Origin of the sequence: Palleronia sp. LCG004 (genome assembly GCF_032931615.1) — a bacterium.
Classification (GTDB): domain Bacteria; phylum Pseudomonadota; class Alphaproteobacteria; order Rhodobacterales; family Rhodobacteraceae; genus Palleronia.
Window position 1 is genome coordinate 1,990,741 of sequence record NZ_CP136759.1, and the last position, 13,081, is coordinate 2,003,821.

Here is a 13,081-nt window from a genome sequence, read left to right on the forward strand (position 1 = left end):
CCTCGTCAGTTCGAGGTCAGTGTTAACGCGTCGGGGGTGGCGGGTTCAATCTCGGGTCTGAGCCCGAGGAGCGGGGCCGTGCGCCGGATGATCTCGGCCGAGACGGGAACGGCGGTCCAGCCGGCGGTGCGGCGCGGCTCGGATCCCGAATTGTCGGATGCCTCGTCGAGGGAGACGACGAGGACATAGGCCGGGTCGTGCGCGGGAAAGACCGCGGCGAACGTGTTGATGTTCTTGTCCTTGTGATAGCCGCGACCGTTGGTCAGCGGCTTGTTGGCGGTCCCGGTCTTGCCGCCGACATCGTAGCCCGGAACGGCCGCGAAGCTCGCCGTGCCGCGGGTCACGACCGCGCGCAGCATCTTGGCGCTCGCCGCGCTCACCTCGGGCGAGACGATGCGCTCGCCGGGCTCCGCACGGTCGCGGCGCAGGATCGTGGGCGAAACCTTGGTCCCCCCGTTCAGGAGCGTCGAATACGCAGCCGCCAGATGCAGCGGAGAGGCGGAGAATCCGTGGCCGTAGGACGCGGTGATCGTCACGATCTCGGACCAGTTGGGCGGCAGAAGCGGCTTGCCCGTCGGTGCCTCGACCAGCTCGATCGGCGTCGGCTCGAAGACACCGAGGCTCCGCAGGAAGTCCTGCTGCCGCTTGCCGCCGATCTCGAGGGCGATATTGGCCGTTCCGACATTCGACGACTTGACGATGACATCCGTCACCGACAGCAGCGGTCCGTAATTCTTGTTCTGAAATTCCTTGATGTTGAACCGGCCCCACCGCATCGGCGCATCGGCATCGACGAGGGTTTCGGGCCCGACGAGGCCAAGCTCCATCGCCTGTGCCGTCGCGAAGATCTTGAAGGTCGAGCCGAGCTCGTAGACGCCCTGGACCGCCCGGTTGAAGAGCGGCGAGTCGCTGGCGTCACCCTGGGTCAGCGGACGCGGACGATCGTTCGGATCGAAATCGGGCAGCGACGCCATGGCCACGACCTCTCCGGTGTGGATGTCCATGAGGATGCCCGCGGCACCCTTCGCGTTCATGAGCTTCATCCCGCCATAGAGCACCTCGCGCATCGCGCTCTGCACCGTGAGGTCGAGCGACAGCACGAGCGGTTGGCCGCCATTGGCCGGGTCGCGAAGGTAGTCGTCGAACTGCTTTTCGACGCCAGCGACGCCGATCACTTCGGCCGAGCTCACGCCTTCGCGCCCGAAGCTCGCGCCGCCGAGGACATGGGCGGCAAGCTTGCCGTTCGGATAGAGCCGCATTTCCCGCGGGCCGAAAAGAAGCCCGGGATCGCCGATATCGTGAACCGCCTGCCGCTGCTCGGGGCTCAGCTTCTTCTTGATCCAGATGAACTTGCGGTCGCCGGTGAAGTCCTTCTTGAGCCGCTCGACGTCGAGATCGGGAAAGATCGCGGCGAGCTTCTCGGCCGCACCGACCTTGTCGATCATGTGAGGAGGCTGCGCATAGAGCGCGTAGGTCGAGAGATTCGTCGCGAGCACCCTGCCCCGGCGATCGGTGATGTCGGCACGCTGGGCGAGGATCCTGCTGGCCGAGGCCGAGGCGCGCGGCTCCATCGGGTCGGACGCGGCCATCAGGCCCATCCGCGCGCCGACGACGCCGAACGCGCAGAAGAAGAACATCGCCAGCACGAGAAGCCGGCCCTCGGCGCGAAGCCGGGCCTTGTCGCGCATGACCTCGTGGCGCACGCGCAGGTTCTCGCGTTCGATCGCGTCGGGATTCTCGCCGCGACGGCGGGCGTCGAGGATACGCGCGAGGGGACGCAGCGGGGTGCGGCTCATGGAAATTCTCCGTCGCTTTGCAGAACGATGGGCTCGACCTCGACCGCTTCGAGCGAAAACGGGTCGAGCGCGAACTTGTCCGGCGGATAGCCGACCTGGTTCACCAGGGCGAAATGTTCGGGTGCCAGCGGCAGAAGGCCCAGCCGGTCGAAATTAAGCTCGGCCAGGTCCCGCAACCGTTCGGGCCGGTTGAGATAGGCCCATTCGGCCCGCAGGATCGAAAGGGTCTCGCGTTCGGCACCGATCCGGGACTGCAGCCGGTCCACGGATTTCAGCACCTCCTGCGTCTCGTAATTCTCGGAATAGGCCCAGAATGCGAGGCCGATGACCGCCACACCGGGCAGAAGATAGAGAACGGTGCGCATCTAGAGGCCTCCTTCCAGATCCAGTTTCGGCAATCCAAGGCGCGCCCGGTCGACGGGACCGGCTGACGCGTCGGTCCGCCGCGCGATCCGCAGACGCGCCGATCTGGCCCGCGGATTGCGGGCGATCTCGTCCTCGTCTGCCGAAATGCCCTTGTTGAGGGCGGCGAATCGCGGCGCGTCCTCGGTCTGCGCCGGGGCATAGCGGTTCGCGTTGCCGCCGCCGCCCGATCGCGCCTGGAGGAACCGCTTGACGACACGGTCCTCGAGCGAGTGGAAACTCACGACCGCCAGCAGGCCGCCGGGGCGCAGCGCGCGTTCCGCGGCTTCGAGCCCCGCGACCAGCTGCCCGAACTCGTCGTTGACGGCGATCCTTATGGCCTGGAACGTGCGGGTCGCCGGGTGGCTCTGACCGGGTTTCGGACGCGGCAGCGCCCGCTCGACGATCCCGGCGAGCTGCGCCGTCGTGGTGATCGCCGCCTCGCTACGGGCCCGGACGATCGCGCGGGCGATCCGGCGCGACGCGCGATCCTCGCCATACTGATAGATAACGTCGGCGAGCCGCCCCTCGTCCAGTTCGGCCACGAGATCGGCCGCGGAAGGCCCTCCCTCGCCCATGCGCATGTCGAGTGGGCCGTCACGCAGGAAGGAAAAGCCGCGCTGCGGCTGGTCGAGCTGCATCGACGACACCCCGAGATCGAGAACGACGCCATCGACCGGTTCCCCGGCAAGGCTGTCGAGATCCGAGAATGTCCCCTGCACGAGGTGCAGCGCGGCCCCGTAGGTATCGACCCATTTTTCTGCAAGTGCGAAGACGGTCGGATCCCGGTCAATGCCGATGACATGTTCGGCACCAGCCGCGAGCAGTCCGCGCGCGTACCCGCCCGCGCCGAACGTACCGTCGACCCAGGTCCCCGCAATCGGCGCGGCCTCGCGCAGGATCGGGTTCAGAAGAACCGGGATATGTGGATCGCGATCGCTCATCCGAACTCCCGGTCGAGCGGCTTGCCCTTCAGATAGGTTGCCGGATCGACACTCTCGTCAAAGTTGTCGTCGGGCGGCAGACCCTTCATATCATTGCGCGAATAGGTTTCGGGCTCCCAAATCATGAAGGTGCCACTGTTGCCGAGCACCAGCGCCTTGTCCGTAAGGCCGATCTTGGTGCGCAGGTACGAGTTGAGGACGACCCGACCCGTCTCGTCGAGTTGTGCCGGCTGGACCTGGTGCGCGAAGAGTCGCTGGAGTGCGACCTGCTCGCGGGAGTTCTGGTCCTTCGCCTGAATCTGACGATGCACATCGCGGAAATCGTTGACCGAAAAGATCTCGAGGTAATCGCGGCGTTCGTCGCCGAAGACGATGAAGAGGTGGGCATTGGTGCCCGGCTCCCATTTCGGGTCGTTCTCTTCCAGAATCCTGCGGAAATCAGCGGGTATCGACAGCCGCCCCTTGCTGTCGATCTTGTTCTCGTATCGGCCGATATACATGCCGAACACGCGCGCGATCTCCTGGTCCTGCCTCTGGCGCGATTCGCGCCGCCATGGTAGAAACGGAAACGGCGACCGGAACTGCTGCCACGGTTCCGATCGCCGCCCTCGTCCCGTTCCCGGGGTGTCCGATCACACGCGCCATCTGGGGGGATGCTTACCGCCCGCGTGCCGGATCTCTCTCACCGAAGAAGTCTGCCTGTATGAAACCTAAGCCTCTGTTATCGTTGGAACCTTGCGGATCTTTGCGTCCGTCTTGGCCCTGCTCTTCGATGAATTAGGGATCGCATGGGAAAGTTTGCCACGCAAGGAAAAATTGCCTGAGCGGGCCGCTCGGCGGCTCTGAGCTATGGCCCAAATCCCACATTACGGCGAAATCACGGCACCGCGATTGCTGTATCGAGTGCCAAGGATGATTTCCGACACAAGATGTAGGTCCTAAAAATTTCTGCTTTCGGCAGCACAACCAGGGCGCGAAATCGGCCGAGCGGCTGTGCCGACCGCGTCGGACGGGGAATCGAACGAGAATCGCCCCTCCCTCCCATGCCGGCCCAAATCCGCTCCCAGGGTGAAGACCCGGCCCATTCCATCCCAATTCGGCGCCCAGGCACGACGAGGATTCGCGAACCGTTAACGCACGTCTCGAAACGCATGCACTTGCTGCATGGCAGCATTGCCTATTCGTGGGATTGTGCATCTGCAGCATGATCGTATGTTCACTGCAACAGAGACGGAAACACGCGAAAGCGAGACGTTCAAATGACCATGTACACACAGACCGACATCCGCACCGGACGCGACAACCTTTTCGGAAACGCGTTCTCGAACCTTCAGGCCCAGTATGGCCGCTGGCGCATGTATGTCCGGACCCGCAACGAGCTGATGTCACTTTCCAACCGCGAGCTCGCCGACCTCGGCATGACGCGTAGCGGCATCAAGTCCATCGCTCTCGAAGCGGCTTACGGCAACGCCTGAATTATTTTCGCCTTGTTCCCCATCGGGTCGATCGAGGCGGACGGAACACCATCGATGAGCTGAAATCGGCCAGCAGGAAGACCGATCGAAGACAGCTCCTCGAAAAGTACAACGATAGATCCTACCTCCTCCCGGGATCGATCGTTTCAGGCGACGGGGCCGACCTCCTCCCCGGTCCCGTCGCCTCTAAGATACCGGGCCGAACGGCCCAGCGAGACGCGGTAGCCCTACCTCCTCCCAGGGCGAGCCGTTCAGGCGACGGGGCCGACCTCCTCCCCGGCTCCGTCGCCTCCAGATACCGGGCCGAACGGCCCAGCGAGACGCGGTAGCCCTACCTCCTCCCAGGGCGAGCCGTTCAGGCGACGGGGCCGACCTCCTCCCCGGCTCCGTCGCCTCCAGATACCGGGCCGAACGGCCTAGCGAGACGCGGTAGCCCTACCTCCTCCCAGGGTGAGCCGTTCAGGCGACGGGGCCGACCTCCTCCCCGGCACCGTCGCCTCCAGATACCGGGCCGAACGGCCCAGCGAGACACGGTAGCCCTACCTCCTCCCAGGGTGAGCCGTTCAGGCGACGGGGCCGACCTCCTCCCCGGCACCGTCGCCTCCAGATACCGGGCCAAACGGCCCAGCGAGACGCGGTAGCCCTACCTCCTCCCAGGGTGAGCCGTTCAGGCGACGGGGCCGACCTCCTCCCCGGCTCCGTCGCCGCAGAAATACGGACCCAACGGTCCGGCCGAGGCGCTAGGCCCTACCTCCTCCCAGGGTCGATGCGAAAGAACGGCGACGTCCACCTCCTCCCGGGCGTCGCCGTTTCGCGTTTCAGAGGGTGTCAGGACAGTCTCGGCAATCCTGCGATCGCCAAGCGGCTCAGAACGGCACGTTGCCGGCTTCGTCCGCATCGATGAGGAACTTCGCGACGACCTTCTTCCGTCCGGCCTTGTCGAAGCTGATATCGAGCTTGTCGCCTTCGATCGCGCTGACCGTGCCGTATCCGAACTTGCTGTGGAACACGCGATCCCCGTCCTCGAACGACGAGATCGCCGTGGCGTCGATCATCATGTCGCGGCTTTCCTGCGGCTGCCGCATCGGGCGGTTCGCGCTGCGCTCCTGCAATCTGCGCCAGCCGGGGGAATTGTAGACATCAGCCCGCCCCGCGCGATCGTGCAGATCGCTGGCCTGCGCGGCCATGATCGCCGGCGACGCGCTCGACGCCATGCCCGCCGCACCGTAGCCCCCGCCATAGAGCCCCGGTGGCGTCAGGACCTCGACGTGATCCTCGGGCAGTTCGTCGATGAAGCGCGAGGGCAACGCGGATTGCCATTGGCCATAGACGCGCCGGTTCGCCGCGAAACTGATCGTGCAGATCCTCTCGGCCCGGGTGATGCCGACATAGGCGAGGCGACGTTCCTCCTCCAGACCCTTGAGGCCCGATTCGTCCATCGACCGCTGCGAGGGGAAGAGGCCGTCCTCCCAGCCCGGCAGGAACACGACCGGAAACTCGAGCCCCTTCGCGGCATGAAGGGTCATCACGCTGATCTTCGCGCCGCCCTCCTCCGTCTCGTTGTCCATGATGAGGGCGACATGCTCGAGGAATCCCTGAAGGTTCTCGAATTGCTCCAGCGCCTTGATCAACTCCTTGAGGTTCTCGAGCCGCCCGGGGGCCTCGGGCGTCTTGTCGTTCTGCCAATGCGCGGTATAGCCCGATTCCTCGAGAATGGTCTCGGCAAGCTCGATATGGCTCTGATCCGGCCGGCGGGTCAGATCGTGCCAACGCGCGAGATTGTCGACCAGCAGGCGAAGTTCGGCCCCGCCCTTGCCGCCGAGTTCGCCTTCGGACAGCAGGATCCGCGCGCCGTCGATCAGCGTGGCACCGTTTTCCCGCGCGGTGCGCTGGATCTTCTGCTGTGCCTTGTCGCCGAGCCCGCGCTTGGGCGTGTTGACGATTCGCTCGAACGCGAGATCGTCGTCCGGGCTGACGGCGCAGCGGAAATAGGCCATCGCATCGCGAATCTCGAGCCGTTCGTAGAATCGCGGCCCCCCGATTACGCGGTATGGCAGGCCGATCGTCAGGAACCGGTCCTCGAAGGCACGCATCTGATGCGAGGCGCGGACGAGAATCGCCATGTCGTCGAGCGAGATCGGATCGATCCCGCGCGTTCCACGAGACAGCGATTCGACCTCCTCACCGATCCAGCGGGCCTCCTCCTCACCGTCCCAATGGCCGATGAGACGCACGCGCTCGCCTTCGGTCAGGTCGGTGAAGAGCGTCTTGCCCAGCCGCCCCTCGTTCGCGTCGATCACGCCCGCGGCCGCGGCCAGGATGTGCGGCGTCGAGCGGTAGTTCTGCTCGAGCCGGACGACCTTCGCGCCCGGAAAATCTTTCTCGAACCGGAGGATGTTGCCGACCTCCGCCCCGCGCCAACCATAGATCGACTGGTCGTCGTCGCCCACGCAGCAGATGTTCTTGTGCCCCTGGGCCAGCAGCCTCAGCCAGAGATACTGCGCGACGTTCGTGTCCTGATACTCGTCGACGAGGATATAGCGGAACCAGCGCTGGTACTGCGCGAGCACGTCGGGATGGTTCTGGAAGATCGTCACGACATGGAGAAGGAGATCGCCGAAATCGACGGCGTTCAGCGTCTTCAGCCGCTGCTGGTAATAGTCGTAGAGCTCGGTGCCGCGATGGTTGTAGGCCCCTGCCTCGGCCGCGGGAACCTTGTCGGGCGTCCAGGCGCGGTTCTTCCAGTGATCGATATGGCCGGCGAGCTGGCGCGCGGGCCAGCGCTTCTCGTCTATGTTCTCGGCCGCGATCAGCTGCTTCAGCAGCCGGATCTGGTCGTCCGTGTCGAGAATCGTGAAATTCGACTTCAGATCCACCAGTTCGGCATGACGGCGCAGCAGCTTGACGCAGATCGCGTGGAACGTGCCGAGCCAAGGCATCCCCTCGATCGTCTGCCCGAGCAGACCGCCCACGCGCTCCTTCATCTCGCGCGCGGCCTTGTTGGTGAAGGTCACGGCGAGGATCTCGTTCGGACGGGCACGACCTTGCGTCATCAGATGCGCGATGCGGGCGGTGAGCGCCCGGGTCTTGCCGGTTCCGGCCCCCGCCAGCATCAGGACCGGGCCGTCGAGCGCCTCGACCGCCTCGCGCTGCGCGGCGTTGAGCCCGTCGAGATAGGGCGTCGCGGCCGGGGCCATGGCGCGTTGCGACAGCGGCACCGCCGCGCGTTCGAATGCGTCGTTCTCGTCGAAGCTGCTCATGCGCCCTGCTTAACCATGATCGATCCGTTTGGAAAGCGGCGACGTTCCCCTTGCGTTCCACCTCGTGGCGATTGTCAGCCGCAGGGAGACGGCGCATAGATCGCGACATGGATCTCGACGATACGCATCCCGCCCTCTCGGACCTCGCCGCCCATGCGCGAAAGCGGGTGCCGCATTTCATCTGGGAATACCTGCAGAGCGCGACGGGCGACGAATCCTCGGCCCGCCGGTCCGCCGAGGCGCTCGACCGTATCACGCTCGTGCCGCGGAACCTGCGCAAGGTAAGCCCGGATCTCGGGACGACGTTCCTCGGACAGCGATTCGACCTCCCCTTCGGCATCGCACCCGTCGGCATGTCTGGGTCGGTCTGGCCCGGGGCCGAAGCGATGCTGGCGCGGTCGGCCGCCAGGAACGGCGCGCCCTTCTCGCTCAGCACGGTGGCCGCGATGACGCCCGAGGCGGTCGGCCCGCATCTCGGCACGGGCTGGTTCCAGCTCTACGCGCCGGGCGATCCGGAAATCCGGCGCGACATGCTGAAACGCGCCCGCGATGCGGGGTTCACCGGCTTGATCCTCACCGTCGACGTCCAGACCCCGAGTCGCCGCGAACGCCAGCGCCGCGCGCGGCTGACGAACCCCATGCAGTTCACGCCGCGCATCCTGTGGCAGACGGCGCAGGCCCCGTTCTGGGCGCTTGCGATCGTGCAGAACGGCGTCCCGAAGCTCAGGACGCTCGAGAAATACGCGGGCGACACCAAGGCCAAGGGCGAGACGACGAGCCATATCGGCTACATGCTGCGGACCGCGCCCGACTGGGAGTATCTCGCGGCCGTTCGTGACGAATGGGACGGCCCCCTGATGGTCAAGGGCGTGCTCTCGGCCGAGGATGCCGCCCGCGCGACCGATCTTGCCGATGCGGTCTGGATCTCGAACCACGGCGGCCGGCAGTTCGAGGCCGCCCCCGCCCCCGTCGACGTCCTGCCGGCGATCCGGCAAGCCGTGGGTCCGGATTACCCCCTGATCGCCGACGGGGCCGTGCGGTCGGGCACCGACATCCTGCGACTGATCGCGAAGGGGGCCGATTACGTCATGCTCGGCCGCGCCTTCCACCACGGGGCCGCGTCCTTCGGCGAGCGTGGGGTCGACCACGTCTTCCACATCCTGCGCGAAGGGCTCAAGGCCGATATGGGACAGCTCGGAATTTCCCGCCCCGAGGAGGTTCGCGACCATCTCGGCTGAGTGCCGTCGGCGGCCCCCGTGCCGCTGACATTAGTTCTTTCGCAACGGCGCGGCATGGCTATGCTGCATCCGCAAAGAAGGAGACCTTGAGATGGCCGAGTTCCAGAAGATCCTCATCGCCAATCGGGGGGAGATCGCGATCCGCGTCATGCGCGCCGCGAACGAACTCGGCAAGCGGACGGTCGCGGTCTATGCCGACGAGGACAAGCTCAGCCTGCACCGATTCAAGGCGGACGAGGCCTATCGCATCGGCGAGGGGCTCGGCCCCGTCGCGGCCTATCTCTCGATCGAGGAGATCATCCGCGTGGCCCGTGCCTGCGGCGCCGACGCCATTCATCCGGGCTATGGCCTCCTGTCCGAGAACCCCGATTTCGTCGATGCCTGCACCGAGGCCGGGATCTCCTTCATCGGCCCCAAGGCCAAGACGATGCGGCAGCTCGGCGACAAGGCCTCGGCCCGCCGCGTGGCGATCGAGGCGGGCGTTCCCGTCATCCCCGCGACCGAGGTGCTGGGCGACGACATGACCGCGATCCGGAAGGAGGCGTCCGAGATCGGCTATCCCCTCATGCTGAAGGCGAGCTGGGGCGGCGGCGGGCGCGGCATGCGACCGATCCTCGAGGAAAAGGAACTCGAGGAGAAGGTCCGCGAAGGCCGTCGCGAGGCCGAAGCCGCCTTCGGCAACGGCGAAGGCTATCTCGAGAAGATGATCGCCCGCGCCCGCCACGTCGAGGTGCAGATCCTGGGCGACAGCCAGGGCAACATCTATCACCTGTGGGAACGCGACTGCTCGGTCCAGCGCCGCAACCAGAAGGTCGTGGAACGCGCGCCCGCCCCTTACCTTTCGGGCGCGCAGCGCGAGCGGATCTGCAATCTCGGCAAGAAGATCGCCTCCCATGTCGGCTACGAATGCGCGGGAACGATCGAGTTCCTGATGGATATGGAAACGGGCGAGTTCTACTTCATCGAGGTGAACCCCCGCGTCCAGGTCGAGCATACCGTGACCGAGGAGGTCACCGGCATCGACATCGTCCGCGCCCAGATCCTGATCGCCGAGGGCAAGAGCCTGATGGAGGCGACCGGCACGGCGAGCCAGTACGACGTCGAACTGTCCGGCCATGCCATCCAGTGCCGCATCACGACCGAGGATCCGTCGAACAACTTCATCCCCGATTACGGTCGCATCACGGCCTATCGCGGGGCCACGGGCATGGGCATCCGGCTCGACGGCGGCACGGCCTATTCCGGCGCGGTCATCACGCGCTACTACGATTCGCTCCTCGAGAAGGTCACCGCCTGGGCTCCGACGCCCGAGGCCGCGATCGCCCGGATGGACCGTGCGCTCAGGGAGTTCAGGATCCGCGGCGTCAGCACGAATATCGACTTCGTCATCAACCTGCTCAAGCATCCGACCTTCCGCAATTACGAATACCACACGAAGTTCATCGACCAGACGCCCGAGCTCTTCGATTTCAAGCCGAGGCGCGACCGGGCGACGCGGATTTTGCGCTACATCGCCGATATCAGCGTGAACGGTCATCCCGAGACCGAAGGCCGGGCCATGCCGCCCGCCCACACCAAGACACCGGTTCCGCCCGCGCCGCAGAGCGAGGGCATCCCCCACGGCACGCGCCAGATCCTCGACCAGTTCGGGCCGCAGGCCGTCGCCGACTGGATGCTCGACCAGCCGCAGCTCCTCGTGACCGACACGACGATGCGCGACGGCCACCAGTCGCTCCTCGCGACCCGGATGCGCTCCATCGACATGATCCGCGTGGCCCCGACCTATGCGACGAACATGTCGGGGCTCTTCTCGATGGAATGCTGGGGCGGCGCGACCTTCGACGTCTCCTACCGCTTCCTGCAGGAATGTCCGTGGCAGCGGTTGCGCGACCTGCGCGCGGCCATGCCGAACCTGATGACGCAGATGCTGCTGCGCGCGTCGAACGGGGTTGGATACACCAACTATCCCGACAACGTGGTCGAGGCCTTCATCGCGCAGGCGGCGAAAAGCGGCGTCGACATCTTCCGGGTCTTCGACAGCCTCAACTGGGTCGAGAACATGCGCGTCGCGATGGATGCCGTGCTCGAGCAGAACAAGGTCTGCGAAGGCACGATCTGCTACACGGGCAACATGCTCGACCCCGACCGGTCGAAATACGACCGTGACTACTACGTGAACATGGCCAAGGAACTGAAGGCCGCGGGCGCGCATGTGCTGGGCCTGAAGGACATGGCGGGCCTGATGAAGCCCAATGCCGCGCGGGTCCTGGTCAAGGCCCTGAAGGAAGAGGTCGGCCTGCCGATCCACTTCCATACCCACGACACGGCCGGCATCGCCAGCGGCACGATCCTCGCCGCGGCCGAGGCGGGCGTCGATGCCGTCGATTGCGCGATGGATGCGCTGTCGGGCAACACCTCCCAGGCGACAATGGGCACGGTGGTCGAGGCGCTGAAAGGGACCGATCGCGATACCGGGCTCGACGTGGAGGCGATCCGCGCGATCTCGAATTACTGGGAATCGGTACGGGACCACTACGCCGCCTTCGAATCGGGCATGCAGGCCCCCGCATCCGAGGTCTATCTCCACGAGATGCCGGGCGGGCAGTTCACCAACCTCAAGACCCAGGCGCGGTCCATGGGGCTCGAGGATCGCTGGCACGAGGTGGCCAGGACCTATGCCGACGTGAACCGGATGTTCGGCGACATCGTGAAGGTCACGCCCTCCTCCAAGGTCGTGGGCGACATGGCCCTCATGATGGTCAGCCAAGGGCTGACCCGTGCCGAGGTCGAGGATCCGAAGAAGGATCTCTCCTTCCCCGATTCGGTCGTCGAGATGATGAAGGGCTATCTCGGCAAACCGCCGGGCGGCTGGCCCGAGGCGATCCAGAAGAAGGTCCTCAAGGGCGAGAAGCCCCTACAGGACCGTCCCGGCAAGGCAATGAAGCCGGTCGATCTCGAAGAGGCGCGCGCCCAGGCATCGAAGGCCGCGGGCGGCGTCGAGATCGACGACGAGGATCTGATGGGATACCTCATGTATCCCAAGGTCTTCACCGAATACCGCCTTCGCAACGAGGAATACGGCCCCGTCCGCGTCCTGCCGACCGAGACCTTCTTCTACGGGATGGAGCCCGGCGACGAGATCTCGGCCGAGATCGACCCGGGCAAGACGCTCGAGATCCGGATGCAGGCCCTTGGCGATACCAGCGATCAGGGCGAGGTGAAGGTCTTCTTCGAGTTGAACGGCCAGCCGCGCACGGTGCGCGTGCCGAACCGCAAGCTCGCCGGGACGAGCGTGGCCAATCCCAAGGCGGAGCCGGGCAATCCGAACCATGTCGGCGCGCCCATGCCGGGCGTCGTGGCAAGTGTCCATGCCGAGGCCGGAAAGGCCGTGTCGCAGGGCGATCTGCTGCTCACGATCGAGGCCATGAAGATGGAGACCGGCATCCATGCCGAGCGGGACGGGACCATCAAGGCCGTCCATGTCTCGAACGGCACGCAGATCGACGCGAAGGACCTCCTGGTCGAATACGAGGGCGGGTGACACGATCACGCCCTCGGGAACATTCCGGCGCGACCGCGCTTTCGTCTTGCGACGCGCGGTCGTCAGGCAATGCCGGGAGTTTTTAGCATGGCACATTCCAACGTAATTCTTGCGATCGGCTTTCTGACGATCCTCTCGGCCTGCGGCAGTTCGCCCGCCGGTCGTGCCGCGACGGGCGGCCTCGGTGGTGCCATGGTGGGTGGTCCGGCCGGCGCGATCGTTGGCGGAACGGTCGGGGCCGCCACGGCCGAGTGATCGTGTCTGAAATCGGGTCGGGAAAAATCGTCTTTCCTATTGCGCCGCTTTCGCCGCTTGGCTAAATGCGTGTCACTCGACGGTAAGCGGGCGTAGCTCAGGGGTAGAGCATAACCTTGCCAAGGTTAGGGTCGTGAGTTCGAATCTCATCGCCCGCTCCATCGAGACTG

At 65.5% G+C, this 13,081-nt stretch carries 9 protein-coding genes and 1 tRNA gene; 5 read left to right on the forward strand and 5 right to left on the reverse strand.

Annotated features, from left to right (window positions below; translation table 11 throughout):
* Positions 1-5: 5 nt before the first annotated feature.
* From RVY76_RS09740 to RVY76_RS09755, 4 genes are read right to left on the reverse strand one after another with little or no spacing between them, the layout of a single operon-like run.
* A complete protein-coding gene (locus tag RVY76_RS09740; RefSeq protein WP_317373695.1) occupies positions 6-1,796 on the reverse strand; it encodes a penicillin-binding protein 2 in 1,791 nt (596 codons plus the stop codon).
* Positions 1,793-2,161 carry a cell division protein FtsL gene (locus tag RVY76_RS09745; protein ID WP_317373697.1) on the reverse strand — a complete coding sequence of 123 codons (369 nt, stop codon included), beginning with the start codon at positions 2,159-2,161 and terminating at the stop codon, positions 1,793-1,795. The genes RVY76_RS09740 and RVY76_RS09745 overlap by 4 nt, the downstream gene beginning before the upstream one ends.
* Positions 2,162-3,142, reverse strand: coding sequence for a 16S rRNA (cytosine(1402)-N(4))-methyltransferase RsmH (rsmH, locus tag RVY76_RS09750; RefSeq protein WP_317373699.1), 981 nt, complete (start codon positions 3,140-3,142; stop codon positions 2,162-2,164). It abuts the gene before it with no gap.
* Complete coding sequence (locus tag RVY76_RS09755; protein ID WP_317373700.1) at positions 3,139-3,642, reverse strand: cell division/cell wall cluster transcriptional repressor MraZ; 504 nt, start codon at positions 3,640-3,642, stop codon at positions 3,139-3,141. The genes rsmH and RVY76_RS09755 overlap by 4 nt, the downstream gene beginning before the upstream one ends.
* A gap of 759 nt (positions 3,643-4,401) precedes the next feature.
* Here RVY76_RS09755 and RVY76_RS09760 point away from each other — a divergent pair.
* On the forward strand, positions 4,402-4,617 hold the full coding sequence (locus RVY76_RS09760; protein ID WP_317373702.1) for a DUF1127 domain-containing protein: 216 nt from the start codon (positions 4,402-4,404) through the stop codon (positions 4,615-4,617).
* Between the two features lie 866 nt (positions 4,618-5,483).
* Here the strand turns inward: RVY76_RS09760 and RVY76_RS09765 are convergent.
* On the reverse strand, positions 5,484-7,877 hold the full coding sequence (locus tag RVY76_RS09765) for an ATP-dependent helicase (RefSeq protein ID WP_317373703.1): 2,394 nt from the start codon (positions 7,875-7,877) through the stop codon (positions 5,484-5,486).
* 107 nt (positions 7,878-7,984) lie between these two features.
* Between RVY76_RS09765 and RVY76_RS09770 the strand changes: the two genes are divergently transcribed.
* The 4 genes from RVY76_RS09770 (at position 7,985) to RVY76_RS09785 (ending at position 13,072) form a co-directional block, all read left to right on the forward strand.
* On the forward strand, positions 7,985-9,115 hold the full coding sequence (locus RVY76_RS09770; protein ID WP_317373705.1) for an alpha-hydroxy acid oxidase: 1,131 nt from the start codon (positions 7,985-7,987) through the stop codon (positions 9,113-9,115).
* A gap of 91 nt (positions 9,116-9,206) precedes the next feature.
* Positions 9,207-12,656 (forward strand): pyruvate carboxylase, encoded by a 3,450-nt coding sequence (locus RVY76_RS09775; protein WP_317373707.1) that lies wholly within the window; start codon positions 9,207-9,209, stop codon positions 12,654-12,656.
* Between the two features lie 87 nt (positions 12,657-12,743).
* Entirely contained in the window at positions 12,744-12,911 is a 168-nt protein-coding gene (locus RVY76_RS09780; RefSeq protein WP_317373708.1) for a hypothetical protein, read from the forward strand.
* Between the two features lie 86 nt (positions 12,912-12,997).
* Positions 12,998-13,072, forward strand: a tRNA-Gly gene (locus RVY76_RS09785).
* Positions 13,073-13,081 lie beyond the last annotated feature (9 nt).

Excerpts from the sequence above, each read along its gene's own strand:
- RVY76_RS09765 (WP_317373703.1), bottom strand. The coding sequence starts at position 7,877 with ATGAGCAGCTTCGACGAGAACGACGCATTCGAACGCGCGGCGGTGCCG.
- RVY76_RS09740 (WP_317373695.1), bottom strand. The coding sequence starts at position 1,796 with ATGAGCCGCACCCCGCTGCGTCCCCTCGCGCGTATCCTCGACGCCCGC.
- RVY76_RS09745 (WP_317373697.1), bottom strand. The coding sequence starts at position 2,161 with ATGCGCACCGTTCTCTATCTTCTGCCCGGTGTGGCGGTCATCGGCCTC.
- RVY76_RS09755 (WP_317373700.1), bottom strand. The coding sequence starts at position 3,642 with ATGTATATCGGCCGATACGAGAACAAGATCGACAGCAAGGGGCGGCTG.
- RVY76_RS09775 (WP_317373707.1), top strand. The coding sequence starts at position 9,207 with ATGGCCGAGTTCCAGAAGATCCTCATCGCCAATCGGGGGGAGATCGCG.
- RVY76_RS09780 (WP_317373708.1), top strand. The coding sequence starts at position 12,744 with ATGGCACATTCCAACGTAATTCTTGCGATCGGCTTTCTGACGATCCTC.
- rsmH (WP_317373699.1), bottom strand. The coding sequence starts at position 3,142 with ATGAGCGATCGCGATCCACATATCCCGGTTCTTCTGAACCCGATCCTG.
- RVY76_RS09770 (WP_317373705.1), top strand. The coding sequence starts at position 7,985 with ATGGATCTCGACGATACGCATCCCGCCCTCTCGGACCTCGCCGCCCAT.
- RVY76_RS09760 (WP_317373702.1), top strand. The coding sequence starts at position 4,402 with ATGACCATGTACACACAGACCGACATCCGCACCGGACGCGACAACCTT.